The organism is Enterobacter sp. AC1 (assembly GCF_050434705.1).
Lineage (GTDB): Bacteria > Pseudomonadota > Gammaproteobacteria > Enterobacterales > Enterobacteriaceae > Enterobacter > Enterobacter cloacae_L.
In genome coordinates this window covers 113,343-128,258 of the sequence record NZ_JBNDIZ010000002.1, presented here as the reverse complement: position 1 = coordinate 128,258, position 14,916 = coordinate 113,343, and the positions used below count along the sequence as shown (strand labels likewise).

Sequence of the window (14,916 nt, the reverse complement as noted above, 5' to 3'; positions counted from 1 at the left end):
GGCTATTTAACCGTGCTGTCGAACAGTTTTACGCCGGCAGCACGCGTGACTTTCATTAGCGTCGTCAGCGTTGGGTTGCCGTTGTCAGACAAGGTTCGGTATAGCTGCTGACGGGAAAGACCTGCTTTGGTAGAAATTTCTCCGATACCGCCTCGCGCTTCGATGACCTGACGGAGTGCAATGAGATAGGCAGGGATCCCCTGGTCTTCATAGATCTCTTCCAGGGCTGTTTGCAGATAACGCTGAGCGTAGGAAGGATTCTCTCGCAGCATTTTCACAACAGCATCATGGTGGCTAACAGAGCTCGAATATTTTCGTTCAGCGGCGCTCATTGGAATGTCCTTTTGTTTGATGATCTTTCCAGTAATCTATTGCCAGTTTGATATCTGCTTTTTGGCTCTTCTTGTCACCACCGATCAGTAACAATAAAACCTGCCGATTCTCTACTGAAAAATAGATTCTGTAGCCGGGGCCACTGTCGACTCGCATCTCCCAAACACCTTCCCTGAGATACCTGTAATCGCCAAAATTACGTTTTATCGCACGGTTAATCCGCATAAGGATCCGGAAAACCATATCCGGATCCTTTCGATTCATTCTGGCTACCCACTCCTCGAACGGAATTTTTCCGTCACGGGTTCGGTAACGTTCAACAACGTAGTCCCTGTCCATTATTCTATCCCTGAAAAGCCCCTTTGTCTTTTATAAAAGACAAAATTTCTAAGCGATCATCAGCTCCAGCTTTTCCCGCAACTCCCCTTCAAGCGGCAGTGCCTTCTGGGTTTTTAGATCGATACAGACAAAGGTGATCAGCGCATCAGCCACCACCTGTCCTTCTGGATCGAGCGTCACCACCTGGCTTAACACCCCACTTTTGCCACTTAGCTGCTGTACCTGACTGGTCACGGTGAGCACATCACCCAGTACGGCCGGACGGCGGTAGTTGATGTTGATATTGACGACCACGAACGCGATGTTGTGCGCGGTCAGCCACTGAAAGCTTTCGCTATTTTCGAGCCCGTCCCAGCGCGCTTCTTCAAGAAACTCAAGATAGCGGGCATTGTTCACGTGCTGGTAAACGTCGAGGTGAAAACCGCGTACTTTGATTTTTGTCTGCATAGCGCAATAGCCTTTACTGTTATTGTAGGATTAGAGGTCATAACTGGTATGACCTCTTTATCCTGGCAAATTATCGCTGCAGTGCAAGTAAATGTGAGATTACAACGTCAGGTGTGAGAGGTTGCGCTCAACCAGCGCGCTGCCCATACCCGGAACCTGTTTGAGATCGTCGACAGTTTTGAAAGGTCCGTACTCTTCGCGGTAGCTGACGATGGCCTGCGCTTTTTTCAGGCCAACGCCATTCATCGCGCGGGCCAGGTCCTCTGCAGAGGCCGAATTGATACTCACCCGCGTACCGTCATCATCCGCGTTTTTACCGGCGTCAGTCGCTTTGGTTTGCCCGTGCACCGGCGCGGCTGCGTCGGTCTTGCTCTGTACCGTCTGTGGTTTGGCGGCAGGTGTCGCCGCCAGCACGCCAGCGCTCATCCCGGTGGTGGCAATAGCCAGCGTAATTAACAGTGCTTTGATTCCACGTTTCATGCTGTTATCTCCTTGTTTGTTGACAGCCACGTCACGATAGCCGCCGGAAAAAACAGACACAAACAGCAGATTGCAGAAATGGAAAAGGCCGCGAAAGCGGCCTTTAGTTTTTGCAGAGCGTTACGAAATTCTGCGAGCAGATACGTAATTATTGCTGCTGAGTTATCACGTCACCCAGCTTAATTTTGGCTTCTTTACGCAGGTTGCTCATCATGGCTTCGAAAGCAATCTGGGCATTGTTCTGGGTAATGCCCTGAACCATCGCTTTCTTCTGCGCTTCTGGCAGGGTGCCGGCTTTCACTTCATCCAGCGCCAGCAGAATGACGTTACCCTGCATATCGGTGGTGGTGCCGAAGCTTGGTTTATCTTTTGCCGGCAGGTTCAGACCAAACGCCGCCTGACTGACAGGATCCTGACCGGTACGGCTCAGCGTTTTCGCCTCACCGAAGCTCAGGCCCGCCGCTTTCAGCGCGTCCTCTTTACCTGCTTTCAGATCAGCCAGAATCTTCTCAGCATCCAGCTTCGCCTGCTGTTCCGCTTTGTTGTGCTTAACCTGAGCGACAACCAGATCCTTCACTTCCGCCAGCGGTTTGACCGCTTCAGGCTTGTGCTCGCTGACGCGCAGAACGAACGCACGATCGCCATCGACGGTAATGATGTCAGAGTTGCTGCCTGGCGTGCCGTTTTCGCCGACCAGACCACCGTTAAAGATGGCATCAGAAACCGGTTTGAAGTTCAGCTCTTCCGGCAGATTGTCACGGCCAAACCAGCCCGTCTCAACCGCTTTCACTCCAGCCGCCTGCTCTGCACCCGCCAGAGATTCGTTGTCGTTGCTGGCAGCATCGCTCACTTTCTGCTGCAGCGCGTAGTAGGCATCCAGCGCTTTTTCCTGCTTCACTTTCGCTGCGATATCATCACGAACCTCAGCCAGAGGCTTGGTTTTTGCAGCAATGATGTCGTCCAGACGGACAACCAGGAACCCAACGGAGGATTTGATAACGCCAGACAGCTGGCCTTTGTCTTTCAGACCGGCATTTTTCAGCTCATCCGGCGTGGTTGCCTCTTCCAGCCAGCCCATATCACCGCCGTTTTTCGCGGAGATAATATCGGTGGATTTCGCTTTCGCAACGGTCGCGAAATCAGCGCCTTTGTTCAGCTCATCCAGTACCGCTTTGGCATCAGCCTCGGTTTTGGTCTGAATCACGCTGTAGCGGTTACGCTGCGGCTGAGTGAACTGATCCTGATGCTGATCGTAGTAAGACTGGATTTCCGCGTCAGACGCGCTTTCCTGCAGCGCAGCCGCATCCAGCTTGATATAGCTCACGCGGAACTGTTCTGGAGAAACAAAAGTATTCTTGTTCTGCTCGTACCAGGCGTTAACGTCAGCGTCGCTTACCTGCTGTTTTGCCGCCAGGGCATTCACATCAATCGTCGCTTCACGTACAACGCGCTGCTGCGCCACCAGCGCGGCCAGTTCATCCGTTTCACCTTTGAGCATGAAATCAGTGCCCACAACGGCATTGATGAGCTGCTGGGTGGTCAGTTGATTACGCAGCGCCTGAGCGTATTGATCGGCAGTCATGCCCATCTGGTTGACGATGCTGTTGTAGCGCGCGTTGTCGAATTTACCGTTAGACTGGAAGGCTTGCGTGGAGAAGATAGCTTTTTTCACCTGCTCATCGCTGATGCCAAGGCCCAGTTTTTTGGCATACTGATCCAGCAGCGCTTCGTCGATGAGACGGTTCAGTGTCTGTTGGCGCAGGGTCTTCATGTACCCTTCATTCGCCGCCAGTTCAGAGAATTGGTCGCCCAGCTGTTGCTGCATACGGTTACGTTCACCGGCAAAAGCATTCTCGAACTGACCACGGCTGATTTCCTGGCCATTCACTTTTGCGGCATAGTTCGCGCCACCGCCAATAAGGTAACTGCTCACGCCGGTCAATATGAACGACACGATAATGATACCGAAAATAATCTTGAGCACGAGACTGTTAGCAGCCGTGCGTAAGCTGTCCATCATGGTGTAACAACACTCCGCTGTAGGTGACTGGTTACCTGACGCTGACGGAAAATCCTGCCCGTCGCGCGTGAAGGCGTATTGTGACAAGAAAACGGGGCGATTGTCAGCCCACAACTCGCATAAACTCGCACAAATCAGGTCTGGACAAACAAAAAAGGCACATCAGAAGATGCGCCCTTGTACTATACGGCTTCCCTGAGACGGGAAAGCAATCAGTTTACTGCGTCTTTCAGCGCTTTACCTGCACGGAAACCCGGCACTTTAGCGGCAGCAATGGTGATCTCTTTACCGGTCTGAGGGTTGCGGCCAGTACGGGCAGCACGCTCTTTAACAGCAAAAGTACCGAAGCCTACCAGTGCAACGTCGTCCCCAGCCTGCAGAGATTCAGTAACAGAAGCAATTAATGCATCTAACGCACGTCCAGCTGCAGCTTTAGAAATATCAGCACCAGCAGCAATTTTGTCAATCAGTTGAGATTTATTCACTGTTCTCTTCCTCTCTTTATAATTTATATCGCGCCTGAATCCTTCACAACGCGACCGCGCAGCAGTTATATCAGGCCTGCCATGACCTTACAACACCCGTTGTTGATGGCTGACCTAATCAGCAATCTAAATTAGCTATACAAAAAAAGGCTGGCAAGTGCGAAATGACTTACCAGCCTTGTTTTTATTGACGCTCTTTGCGCGAGGTCACTATTTTGCGGTTACAACCTGCATTCCGGACGGTTCATTCTGCAATGCGAGACTAAGAACTTCCTCAATTCGCTTCACAGGATGGATCTGCAGATCGGCAATCACGTTGTCCGGAATCTCTTCCAGATCGCGTTTGTTTTCGTAAGGGATCAATACGGTTTTGATCCCACCGCGATGTGCCGCCAGCAGTTTTTCTTTTAAGCCACCAATCGGCAGAACCTGACCACGCAGCGTAATTTCGCCGGTCATCGCCACGTCGGCGCGTACCGGGTTACCGGTCAGACAAGAAACCAGAGCGGTACACATGGCAATACCCGCGCTTGGACCATCTTTCGGCGTCGCCCCTTCAGGTACGTGCACGTGGATGTCGCGTTTTTCGTAGAAATCCGGGTTAATCCCCAGTTTTTCCGCGCGCGCGCGCACCACGGTCAGAGCCGCCTGAATGGATTCCTGCATCACTTCACCCAAAGAACCGGTGTAGGTCAGCTTGCCTTTACCCGGTACACAGGCGGTTTCGATGGTCAGCAGATCGCCACCCACTTCCGTCCATGCCAGGCCGGTCACCTGACCAACGCGGTTTTCGTTGTCCGCGCGACCATAGTCGAAACGCTGAACGCCGAGATAGGCATGCAGATTGTCGCCGTTGATCACAATGTGTTTCAGGCTCTTATCCAGCAGCAGCTGTTTCACCGCTTTACGGCACAGTTTAGAGATTTCACGCTCAAGGCTGCGCACGCCCGCTTCACGGGTGTAGTAGCGGATGATGCCAATAATCGCGCTGTCCTCTACGGTCAGCTCGTTGGCTTTCAGCGCGTTACGCTCAATCTGTTTCGGCAGCAGGTGCTGCTTAGCAATGTTCAGCTTCTCATCTTCGGTATAACCGGAGAGGCGGATCACTTCCATACGATCCAGCAGCGGGGCCGGAATGTTCATGGAGTTCGACGTCGCAACAAACATGACGTCACTCAGGTCGTAATCCACTTCCAGGTAGTGATCGCTGAACGCTACGTTCTGTTCTGGATCAAGCACTTCCAGCAGAGCCGAGGCCGGATCGCCACGCATGTCCGACGACATTTTGTCGATCTCATCGAGCAGGAACAGCGGGTTTTTAACGCCCACTTTAGCCATCTTCTGGATCAGTTTACCCGGCATAGAACCGATGTAGGTACGGCGGTGACCGCGGATTTCCGCTTCATCGCGTACGCCACCCAGCGCCATACGAATGTACTTACGTCCGGTCGCTTTGGCGATAGACTGACCCAGAGAGGTTTTACCCACCCCCGGCGGCCCCACCAGGCACAGAATTGGGCCCTTAATTTTGTTCACACGGCTTTGTACCGCGAGGTACTCAAGAATGCGGTCTTTCACGCGTTCCAGGCCGTAGTGGTCGGTATCGAGGATTTCCTGCGCCTGACGCAGGTCTTTTTTGACCTTGCTGCGGGCGTTCCACGGAACCTGCACCATCCACTCAATGTAGCCGCGGACAACGGTCGCTTCAGCCGACATTGGAGACATCATTTTCAGCTTCTGCAGTTCAGCTTCCGCTTTCTCTTTCGCCTCTTTCGGCATCTTCGCCGCGTCGATCTTGCGCTTCAGCGCTTCGTTTTCGTCCGGCGCGTCGTCCATCTCACCGAGTTCTTTCTGAATGGCTTTCATTTGCTCATTCAGATAGTACTCACGCTGAGATTTCTCCATCTGCTTTTTCACGCGGTTGCGAATACGCTTCTCAACCTGCAGCAGATCGATTTCAGACTCCATCATCGCCATCAGGTATTCCAGACGTTCGTTAACGTCGGACATTTCCAGCACGGACTGTTTGTCAGCCAGCTTCAGCGGCATATGGGCAGCGATGGTGTCCGCCAGACGCGCAGGATCGTCGATGCTGTTCAGCGACGTCAGCACTTCTGGTGGGATTTTCTTATTCAGCTTGATATAGCCTTCAAACTGGCTAATCGCGGTGCGAACCAGCACTTCCTGTTCGCGCTCATCAAGTTCAGGCGAATCAAGGTACTCTGCCTTCGCAGAGAAGTGTTCGCCGTCGTCTGACAAAGTGGTAATACGCGCACGCTGCAGGCCTTCTACCAGCACCTTGACGGTGCCGTCAGGCAGCTTCAGCATCTGCAAAATAGAGGCCACGGTCCCGACGGTGAAAAGATCGTTTACACCCGGCTCATCCGTTGATGCTTCTTTCTGCGCCACCAGCATGATTTTTTTATCATGATCCATAGCAGCTTCGAGGCAACGGATAGATTTTTCCCGCCCTACAAATAAGGGTATGACCATGTGCGGATAAACCACCACATCGCGCAACGGCAATACGGGGATTTCAATGCGTTCAGAACGCTCAGGATTCATAGAGCTCTCTCTTAGTTAGTGTCCGCCAGGTAAGCTGGTCATGTCACTGTGCTTCACATAACCATTAACATGTATCCAGTATATGGGGATGTTTCCCACACATTCAACGCTATGAATAAGGAAAAAGTAAAGGGGAGATAAAATCCCCCCTTTTTGATTAACTGCTTGTATGATTTGGTGAATTATTCGCCAGATGCCTGCTGTGCTTCCGGTTTACCGTAAATCAGCAGCGGCTTGGTTTGACCGCTAATGACGGACTCGTCAATCACCACTTTCTCAACGTCTTCCATCGATGGCAGATCGTACATGGTGTCGAGCAGCGCCGCTTCAACGATAGAACGCAGGCCGCGCGCGCCGGTTTTGCGAATCATTGCTTTTTTGGCAATGGCATCCAGCGCTTCGTCACGGAATTCCAGGTCAACGCCTTCCAGATTGAACAGCGCCTGATACTGCTTGGTCAGCGCATTTTTCGGCTCTTTCAGGATCTGGATCAGCGCGTCTTCACTCAGTTCATTCAGCGTTGCCACAACCGGCAGACGGCCGATGAATTCAGGGATCAGACCAAATTTGATCAGATCTTCTGGTTCAACCTGAGACAGGAGCTCGCCTTCGTTCGGTTTTTCGGACGTTGATTTCACCGTTGCGCCAAAACCAATGCCGGAGCCGGTTTCAACACGGTGGGAGATGACTTTATCCAGGCCGGCAAACGCACCACCACAGATAAACAGGATCTTGGAGGTATCAACCTGCAGGAACTCCTGCTGCGGATGTTTACGACCACCCTGCGGCGGAACGGCAGCAACCGTACCTTCGATCAGCTTCAGCAGTGCCTGCTGTACGCCTTCACCCGATACGTCGCGGGTGATGGACGGGTTGTCTGATTTACGCGAGATCTTGTCGATCTCATCGATGTAGACAATCCCGCGCTGGGCTTTCTGCACGTCGTAATCGCACTTCTGCAGCAGTTTCTGGATGATGTTTTCGACGTCCTCACCCACATAACCGGCTTCGGTCAGGGTGGTGGCATCCGCCATGGTGAACGGAACATCCAGCAGGCGAGCCAGGGTTTCAGCCAGCAGCGTTTTACCGGAACCGGTTGGGCCGATCAGCAGAATGTTACTTTTACCCAGTTCTACACCATTGCTGGTATCGCCGTTACGCAGACGTTTGTAGTGGTTGTATACCGCTACTGCCAGTACTTTCTTGGCCTGTTCCTGGCCGATGACGTAGTCGTCAAGGTGATGACGAATTTCATGCGGCGTTGGCAGCGCGCTACGCTCACGGTGTGGCGCAACTTCTTTAATCTCTTCGCGAATGATGTCGTTACATAAATCGACACATTCGTCGCAGATATACACGGACGGCCCGGCAATCAGTTTACGCACTTCATGCTGGCTTTTGCCGCAAAAAGAGCAGTACAGCAGTTTGCCCGAACCATCTTTGCGTTTATCTGTCATGAGTCCAAACCTCTTTTTAAGTTCTTTGTGCCGCACATGACGACGCAAATGCCATTCTAAGACGCAAGCTGCTCTCAGGCAGAGTGCCGCCCTACCTTAGTATAGCGGCACACTCGCGTCGCGGGCATCAATTACGATGGGTCAACACGGAGTCGACTAAGCCGTACTCAACTGCCTCTGGAGCAGAGAGGAAGCGATCGCGCTCGGTATCGCGCTCGATCTGCTCAAGTGGTTGACCCGTATGCTGCGCCATAAGTTCATTCATGCGCGCTTTTACTTTCAGAATTTCGCGGGCGTGGATTTCAATATCCGTCGCCTGCCCCTGGTAACCGCCCAGCGGCTGGTGAATCATCACGCGGGAATTAGGCAAGCAGAAACGCTTCCCTTTAGCCCCTGCCGTTAACAGGAACGCGCCCATCGATGCAGCCTGACCCATACAGATAGTGCTTACATCCGGCTTGATGAATTGCATGGTGTCATAAATGGACATACCTGCTGTAATCACGCCACCCGGGGAGTTAATGTACAGGTAAATGTCTTTTTCCGGGTTTTCCGCTTCCAGAAACAGCATCTGCGCCACGATCAGGTTAGCCATGTGGTCTTCCACCTGGCCTGTCAGAAAGATAACGCGTTCCTTGAGCAGACGGGAATAGATATCAAAAGAACGCTCACCGCGTGAGGTCTGTTCAATAACCATTGGCACCAGAGCCATATGGGGTGCAAAGTTATCTCGTTCGCCACTGTATGACATTTCCGTCTCCTGGATCAAAATTGAAAACACCTGCTGTACTGATTGTAACCTTACGGACGGATTATCAGCCAGTCTCATTCATCATGATTACGTACTTATGGGGTTCACATTGCCCTATTTCAAGCATAACAATCTTTTGTTGTTACGCTAACACCGAAAGGGCGTTTTAGCACTCTTCCTGGGCTAAAGCTGCGATAAAAAAAACCCGCTGCCGCAAGGCAACGGGTTTCCTGTTCAAACTTTAAACCGTTGGGGCGAAATTACGCCTGCTGGTTCATCAGTTCGTTGAAAGAGGTCGCTTTTTCGGTCACTTTCGCTTTCGCCAGTACCGCTTCAACAGCCTGCTCTTCCAGGGCAACATTGCGCATGTTGTCCATCAGCTCTTTGTTCTTACCGTAGAACTCGATCACTTCTGATGGATCTTCGTAGGCAGAAGCCATCTCTTCGATCAGGCCCTTCACACGTTCTTCGTCAGCTTTCAGCTCGTGGGTACGAATGACTTCGCCCAGCAGCAGGCCAACAACAACGCGGCGTTTAGCCTGCTCTTCGAACAGCTCGCGCGGCAGTTCCATCGCTTGCTGCTGGTTGCCACCGAAACGCTGTGCAGCCTGACGGCGCAGCACGTCGATTTCGCTGTCGATCAGGGCAGCTGGAACGTCGATTTCGTTGGCTTTAACCAGACCGTCGATCGCCTGAGATTTAACACGGTTACGCACAGCGCCGTTCAGCTCGCGCTCCATGTTTTTACGCACTTCGGTACGCAGGCCCGCAACAGAACCATCTTCCACGCCGAAACGCTTGATGAATTCTTCAGTCAGTTCTGGCAGTTCGCGCTCTTCAACTTTCTTCAGGTTGATGACGAACTTGGCTGCTTTCCCTTTCAGGTTTTCAGCGTGGTACTCTTCAGGGAAGGTCACGTCGATGGTGAATTCTTCGCCCGCTTTGTGGCCTTTGATACCGTCTTCGAAGCCTGGGATCATACGACCCTGGCCCATTGCCAGTACGAAGTCAGACGCTTTGCCGCCTTCGAACTCTTCGCCGTCTACAGAACCGGTGAAGTCAATAGTTACACGGTCTTCCGCGTCAACAGCGCCTTCTTTCTCTTTCCAGTTAGCCTGCTGCTTGCGCAGGGTATCCAGCATGCCGTCAACGTCTTCGTCAGTCACGGAAACTACTGGTTTTTCAACTTCAATAGATTCCAGACCTTTCAGCTCAACTTCCGGGTACACTTCGAACTCTACGGAGTAGGTGAAGTCTTCGCCCAGCTTGTATTCGCCTGGAACGTAGTTCGGCGCGCCGGCCGGATTGATTTTTTCTTTGATGATCGCATCGATAAAGTTGCGGCTCATCAGTTCACCCAGCACATCCTGACGCACGGAAGCGCCATAACGCTGAGCAACAACATTCATTGGTACTTTGCCCTTACGGAAGCCGTCAATACGTACTTTTTTTGCTACGTTGACCAGCTCGCTTTTCACAGCAGTTTCGATGCTGTCAGCAGCGATAGTAATCGTTACACGGCGGCCAAGGCCTTGAGTGGTTTCAACTGAAACTTGCATCTTGTTACCTCAAAAAAATCACAGTGCTCGGTCAACTCTGAATCTGTCTGTTATACCGGGATGCTCTCTTAGTGCAGATTCACATTCCCTGTCGCCAGAATCATCCCGAAGACATTCAATAAGACGCGGCATTATAGCGGCATCACTTAGGTGAGTCGAGAACGGTTGGGGCATGTTGCTGCGGCTTTTTTCACACTTTAAGGCTATTTTTAGCCTTAAAATCGCTCCATCCGCTCAAAACTCAGACAAAACAAAACGGCCCGGAGGCCGTTTTGAGGAAATCTGCTAGCAACATACTGGAAAAGCTCCAGCCGTTGCAAATCCGATTTATCAGGCGATGGTGCCTGCACCGCGACAAGGCGGTGACGCAAAAACCGTATCCTGCAAACCTTCCCATTCCTTAATGGTATAAGTATGCAATGCCAGGGCATGTACGGTTGTGGAGAGTTCTTCCGTCAAGGTGCTGTAGATCAAGCGGTGTCGGTTCAGGAAACGTTCTCCCGTGAAGCGATCGCTAACCAGAACCACTTTGAAGTGGCTTTCAGAACCTGCCGGCACGTTATGACGATAGCTTTCGTCGACGACTTCGAGGAACACAGGGTTGAACGCTGCCCTTAATTTATCTTCTATCTGCTCACGTATCATCATGAAATTACTCCTCCGACAACGCCAGGATGTCACCCATCCCTTTAAATGTTAGCCGCTTTTACCGTTTCCATTACATCAAGACAACAAATATTTAGCTTTCATCTGATTTTCTCATTCAAAGGAATGAAGTTCACTAAGAGGCTCATACCTTTTGTCATTCCCGTGAGGAGAAAAAGGGTGAGCTGGTCAGTTTTCAGACAAGACGATGAATTTACATGCGTTGACCACTTCCCCTGACCGTTGGCGATGTTATGATGGCGGCAATTTTTCTCTCTATGCTTACGATTCGTGAGAACCTTAAAATGTTAAAAAAACTCTTCTTTCCATTGGTAGCCCTTTTTATGCTGGCAGGCTGTGCTACCCCGCCTACCACCATTGATGTCTCACCAAAAATTACCCTGCCTCAGCAGGACCCAAGCCTGATGGGCGTCACCGTGAGCATTAACGGTGCCGATCAGCGTCAGGATCAGGCGCTGGCAAAAGTGACCCGCGATAACCAGCAGGTTACGCTTACCGCGTCCCGCGATCTGCGCTTCCTGCTTCAGGAAGTGCTGGAGAAACAGATGACGGCTCGCGGCTATATGATTGGCCCAAGCGGCGCGGTCGATCTGCAGATCATCGTGAACAACCTGTACGCTGACGTTTCCCAGGGGAACGTGCGCTACAACATCGCGACCAAAGCCGATATCGCCATTATTGCTACCGCGAAGAATGGCAACAAGATGACCAAAAACTACCGCGCGAGCTACTCCGTTGAAGGTGCTTTCCAGGCCTCTAACCAGAACATTGCTAACGCCGTGAACAGCGTGCTGACCGATACCATCGCCGATATGGCGCAGGACACCAGCATTCACGACTTCATCAAGCAAAACGCGCGTTAATCCTGCTAACTGACCCGGTATATCGCCGGGTCAGTTTTATAAGAACATGTCCAGTCATTACTTACGCATTTTCCAGCAACCGAAATCAGCCATTCTGCTGATCCTCGGCTTTGCCTCGGGTTTACCCCTCGCGCTCACTTCCGGCACGCTTCAGGCGTGGATGACGGTCGAGAACATCGATCTTAAAACCATTGGCTTCTTCTCGCTTGTTGGTCAGGCCTATGTCTTTAAGTTCCTGTGGTCGCCGGTCATGGATCGCTACACCCCGCCTTTCCTGGGGCGTCGCCGCGGCTGGTTAGTGATGACTCAGATCCTGCTGCTGCTGGCCATTGCGGCGATGGGTTTTCTTGAGCCCACCACACAGCTACGCTGGATGGCCGCACTCGCAGTGGTGATTGCCTTCTGTTCCGCTTCGCAGGATATCGTGTTTGACGCCTGGAAGACGGACGTTCTACCTGCGGAAGAGCGCGGTGCCGGTGCGGCGATCAGCGTGCTGGGCTATCGCCTCGGGATGCTGGTCTCAGGCGGACTGGCTCTGTGGCTGGCCGACCGTTATCTCGGCTGGCAGGGCATGTACTGGCTGATGGCAGCCCTGCTTATCCCCTGCATTATCGCTACGCTATTTGCACCCGAACCGAGTGATATCATCCCGGTCCCCCGCTCGCTGGAGCAAGCTGTCGCCGAACCGCTGCGCGACTTCTTTGGTCGCAACAACGCCTGGCTAATCCTGCTGCTTATCGTCCTTTATAAGCTGGGCGATGCCTTTGCAATGAGCCTGACCACCACCTTCCTGATCCGGGGCGTCGGTTTTGATGCCGGTGAAGTGGGCGTGGTGAATAAAACGCTGGGGCTGTTTGCGACCATCGTCGGCGCGCTCTACGGCGGCGTATTGATGCAGCGCCTGACGCTGTTCCGCGCGCTGCTGATCTTCGGCATCCTGCAAGGCGCCTCAAACGCAGGCTACTGGCTGCTGTCGGTTACCGATAAACATACGATCAGCATGGCCGCCGCGGTGTTCTTTGAAAATCTCTGTGGCGGTATGGGAACGGCGGCATTTGTCGCCCTGCTGATGACCCTGTGCAACAAGTCGTTTTCCGCCACGCAGTTCGCTCTGCTTTCGGCGCTCTCCGCCGTTGGCCGCGTCTACGTGGGCCCGATTGCCGGCTGGTTTGTTGAAGCTCACGGGTGGCCTACGTTTTATCTCTTCTCGGTCGTCGCTGCCGTGCCGGGGATTATATTGTTGCTGGTCTGCCGTCAGACGCTGGAATATACCCAGCGAACAGAACACTTTATGCCGCGTACCGAATATCATCGCGCCTACCGTTTTGCCTTACGTCTGTTAATGGTGGGCTGCTTTGCGCTGGCTCTCTGGCTGGTCGTGCTCATTATTAATGCCAGCACGTCACTGGCGCTCCCTCTGGAAACCCTGCTGCTGGACGCAGGCGCCCTGCTGGCCGTCGCGGGGATCCTGACCGGGGGCCTGCTCGATTTCATGGCGTTGCGTAAAACGCAGATGACCTGAAGAGAAATGCGAAAGGTTATTTCCCGTTGTAATCACTAACCGAAATTATAACGGCGAAATAGCCGACAACCGCTAAAAAAAATATTTGTTGTTTTGTGCGGGATAGGATTTGGAAATTATTAGCTCCTTTTCCAAAACGCTATTTTCCATTAAACGATTCAGCAGAGGAGAGTTTGATTTTTCGTTTTTTAGATGTCTTTTTATTGATAATTAATTGTTAATTTTTTGTTTATTTTCAACAATGGTTATACCAATTGCCCCTTTTAAGGTATGCTTGGGGGTCCTTTCGTTATAAAGCCCACGCCATGCGGCTTCGGTCATAAAGACCGACATAATTTGCAACACTTGTGACACGTGCGGCAGAACCCGGTAACACCTTCCTGACACAGGCCTAATGATGTTTACAGTAATGTAACCTTCCCGTAAAATGCCCGCACACTTTAAACGCCACCAGACTCCGTGGAATTGAGGTCGTTAAATGAGACTCGGGAAATACAATAAAAGTTTGGGATGGTTGTCATTATTCGCGGGCACTGTATTACTCAGTGGCTGCGATTCTGCACTACTAGACCCCAAAGGACAGATTGGACTGGAACAACGTTCACTGATATTGACGGCTTTTGGCCTGATGTTGATTGTGGTTATTCCTGCCATTTTGATGGCTGTTGGTTTCGCCTGGAAGTATCGTGCGAGCAATAAAGATGCGAAGTATAGCCCTAACTGGTCACACTCCAATAAAGTGGAAGCTGTGGTCTGGACGGTACCTATTCTGATCATCCTGTTCCTTGCCGTACTGACCTGGAAAACCACTCACGCACTTGAGCCAAGCAAACCGCTGGTTCACGATGAGAAACCTATTACCATTGAAGTGGTCTCCATGGACTGGAAATGGTTCTTCATCTATCCAGAGCAGGGTATTGCTACCGTGAATGAAATCGCCTTCCCGGCGAACACTCCGGTTCAGTTCAAAGTGACCTCCAACTCCGTAATGAACTCCTTCTTCATCCCACGTCTGGGTAGCCAGATTTACGCGATGGCCGGTATGCAGACTAACCTGCACCTGATCGCAAATGAAGCAGGCACCTATGATGGTATCTCCGCCAGCTATAGCGGCCCGGGCTTCTCAGGTATGAAGTTCAAAGCTATTGCAACGCCAGACCGTGCCGCTTTCGACCAGTGGGTTGAAAAAGCGAAGCAGTCTCCAAACACCATGTCTGACATGGCGGCGTTCGAAAAAGTGGCTGCACCAAGCGAATATAACAAGGTGGAGTACTTCTCTAACGTGAAACCTGATTTGTTCAAAGACGTTATTGGCAAATTTATGGATCACGGCAAGAGCATGGACATGACCCAGCCTGAAGGCGAGCACAGCGCGCACGAAGGTATGGAAGGCATGGACATGAGCCACGCGGAAACCGCTCACTAAGGG

General features: G+C 51.9%; 14 protein-coding genes. 3 read left to right on the top strand and 11 right to left on the bottom strand.

Features of this window, described 5'->3' with window-relative positions; all coding sequences use genetic code 11:
- Nucleotides 1-2: 2 nt before the first annotated feature.
- The 11 genes from M2433_RS05470 to bolA all read right to left on the bottom strand — a co-directional run bounded on the left by M2433_RS05470 (nucleotide 3) and on the right by bolA (nucleotide 11,084).
- Nucleotides 3-332 carry an addiction module antidote protein gene (locus M2433_RS05470; protein ID WP_050511259.1) on the bottom strand — a complete coding sequence of 110 codons (330 nt, stop codon included), beginning with the start codon at nucleotides 330-332 and terminating at the stop codon, nucleotides 3-5.
- Nucleotides 319-672 (bottom strand): type II toxin-antitoxin system RelE/ParE family toxin, encoded by a 354-nt coding sequence (locus M2433_RS05465; RefSeq protein WP_429053672.1) that lies wholly within the window; start codon nucleotides 670-672, stop codon nucleotides 319-321. Before M2433_RS05465 ends, M2433_RS05470 begins: the two co-directional genes overlap by 14 nt.
- A gap of 48 nt (nucleotides 673-720) precedes the next feature.
- Nucleotides 721-1,119: a YbgC/FadM family acyl-CoA thioesterase gene (locus M2433_RS05460; protein WP_047347276.1), complete on the bottom strand. Its 399-nt coding sequence runs from the start codon at nucleotides 1,117-1,119 to the stop codon at nucleotides 721-723.
- A 99-nt stretch (nucleotides 1,120-1,218) separates the two neighbouring features.
- Nucleotides 1,219-1,599 (bottom strand): helix-hairpin-helix domain-containing protein, encoded by a 381-nt coding sequence (locus M2433_RS05455; protein WP_429053675.1) that lies wholly within the window; start codon nucleotides 1,597-1,599, stop codon nucleotides 1,219-1,221.
- A 148-nt stretch (nucleotides 1,600-1,747) separates the two neighbouring features.
- On the bottom strand, nucleotides 1,748-3,619 hold the full coding sequence (ppiD, locus tag M2433_RS05450) for a peptidylprolyl isomerase (protein ID WP_429053677.1): 1,872 nt from the start codon (nucleotides 3,617-3,619) through the stop codon (nucleotides 1,748-1,750).
- A gap of 212 nt (nucleotides 3,620-3,831) precedes the next feature.
- On the bottom strand, nucleotides 3,832-4,104 hold the full coding sequence (gene hupB, locus M2433_RS05445) for a nucleoid-associated protein HU-beta (protein ID WP_002444653.1): 273 nt from the start codon (nucleotides 4,102-4,104) through the stop codon (nucleotides 3,832-3,834).
- A gap of 210 nt (nucleotides 4,105-4,314) precedes the next feature.
- A complete protein-coding gene (gene lon, locus M2433_RS05440; protein ID WP_023334706.1) occupies nucleotides 4,315-6,669 on the bottom strand; it encodes an endopeptidase La in 2,355 nt (784 codons plus the stop codon).
- 182 nt (nucleotides 6,670-6,851) lie between these two features.
- Nucleotides 6,852-8,126 (bottom strand): ATP-dependent protease ATP-binding subunit ClpX, encoded by a 1,275-nt coding sequence (gene clpX, locus M2433_RS05435; RefSeq protein ID WP_024906819.1) that lies wholly within the window; start codon nucleotides 8,124-8,126, stop codon nucleotides 6,852-6,854.
- 127 nt (nucleotides 8,127-8,253) lie between these two features.
- Nucleotides 8,254-8,877 carry an ATP-dependent Clp endopeptidase proteolytic subunit ClpP gene (clpP, locus tag M2433_RS05430; protein WP_010428105.1) on the bottom strand — a complete coding sequence of 208 codons (624 nt, stop codon included), beginning with the start codon at nucleotides 8,875-8,877 and terminating at the stop codon, nucleotides 8,254-8,256.
- 260 nt (nucleotides 8,878-9,137) lie between these two features.
- Nucleotides 9,138-10,436, bottom strand: a complete 1,299-nt coding sequence (tig, locus tag M2433_RS05425) for a trigger factor (RefSeq protein WP_429053687.1) — start codon at nucleotides 10,434-10,436, stop codon at nucleotides 9,138-9,140.
- A gap of 330 nt (nucleotides 10,437-10,766) precedes the next feature.
- On the bottom strand, nucleotides 10,767-11,084 hold the full coding sequence (gene bolA, locus M2433_RS05420) for a transcriptional regulator BolA (RefSeq protein ID WP_013095855.1): 318 nt from the start codon (nucleotides 11,082-11,084) through the stop codon (nucleotides 10,767-10,769).
- 302 nt (nucleotides 11,085-11,386) lie between these two features.
- On the opposite strand from bolA, the gene M2433_RS05415 reads away from it, so the two are divergent.
- From M2433_RS05415 to cyoA, 3 genes are all read left to right on the top strand, one after another.
- Entirely contained in the window at nucleotides 11,387-11,965 is a 579-nt protein-coding gene (locus M2433_RS05415) for a lipoprotein (RefSeq protein ID WP_023310568.1), read from the top strand.
- Between the two features lie 46 nt (nucleotides 11,966-12,011).
- On the top strand, nucleotides 12,012-13,487 hold the full coding sequence (gene ampG, locus M2433_RS05410) for a muropeptide MFS transporter AmpG (RefSeq protein WP_429053690.1): 1,476 nt from the start codon (nucleotides 12,012-12,014) through the stop codon (nucleotides 13,485-13,487).
- Between the two features lie 478 nt (nucleotides 13,488-13,965).
- Complete coding sequence (gene cyoA / locus M2433_RS05405; protein WP_014882770.1) at nucleotides 13,966-14,913, top strand: cytochrome o ubiquinol oxidase subunit II; 948 nt, start codon at nucleotides 13,966-13,968, stop codon at nucleotides 14,911-14,913.
- Nucleotides 14,914-14,916 lie beyond the last annotated feature (3 nt).

What these genes read in the sequence shown, in the direction of transcription:
- M2433_RS05455 (WP_429053675.1), bottom strand. Translation starts at nt 1,599, where the DNA reads ATGAAACGTGGAATCAAAGCACTGTTAATTACGCTGGCTATTGCCACC.
- ppiD (WP_429053677.1), bottom strand. Translation starts at nt 3,619, where the DNA reads ATGATGGACAGCTTACGCACGGCTGCTAACAGTCTCGTGCTCAAGATT.
- M2433_RS05465 (WP_429053672.1), bottom strand. Translation starts at nt 672, where the DNA reads ATGGACAGGGACTACGTTGTTGAACGTTACCGAACCCGTGACGGAAAA.
- lon (WP_023334706.1), bottom strand. Translation starts at nt 6,669, where the DNA reads ATGAATCCTGAGCGTTCTGAACGCATTGAAATCCCCGTATTGCCGTTG.
- tig (WP_429053687.1), bottom strand. Translation starts at nt 10,436, where the DNA reads ATGCAAGTTTCAGTTGAAACCACTCAAGGCCTTGGCCGCCGTGTAACG.
- clpP (WP_010428105.1), bottom strand. Translation starts at nt 8,877, where the DNA reads ATGTCATACAGTGGCGAACGAGATAACTTTGCACCCCATATGGCTCTG.
- M2433_RS05470 (WP_050511259.1), bottom strand. Translation starts at nt 332, where the DNA reads ATGAGCGCCGCTGAACGAAAATATTCGAGCTCTGTTAGCCACCATGAT.
- M2433_RS05460 (WP_047347276.1), bottom strand. Translation starts at nt 1,119, where the DNA reads ATGCAGACAAAAATCAAAGTACGCGGTTTTCACCTCGACGTTTACCAG.
- cyoA (WP_014882770.1), top strand. Translation starts at nt 13,966, where the DNA reads ATGAGACTCGGGAAATACAATAAAAGTTTGGGATGGTTGTCATTATTC.
- M2433_RS05415 (WP_023310568.1), top strand. Translation starts at nt 11,387, where the DNA reads ATGTTAAAAAAACTCTTCTTTCCATTGGTAGCCCTTTTTATGCTGGCA.
- bolA (WP_013095855.1), bottom strand. Translation starts at nt 11,084, where the DNA reads ATGATGATACGTGAGCAGATAGAAGATAAATTAAGGGCAGCGTTCAAC.
- ampG (WP_429053690.1), top strand. Translation starts at nt 12,012, where the DNA reads ATGTCCAGTCATTACTTACGCATTTTCCAGCAACCGAAATCAGCCATT.
- clpX (WP_024906819.1), bottom strand. Translation starts at nt 8,126, where the DNA reads ATGACAGATAAACGCAAAGATGGTTCGGGCAAACTGCTGTACTGCTCT.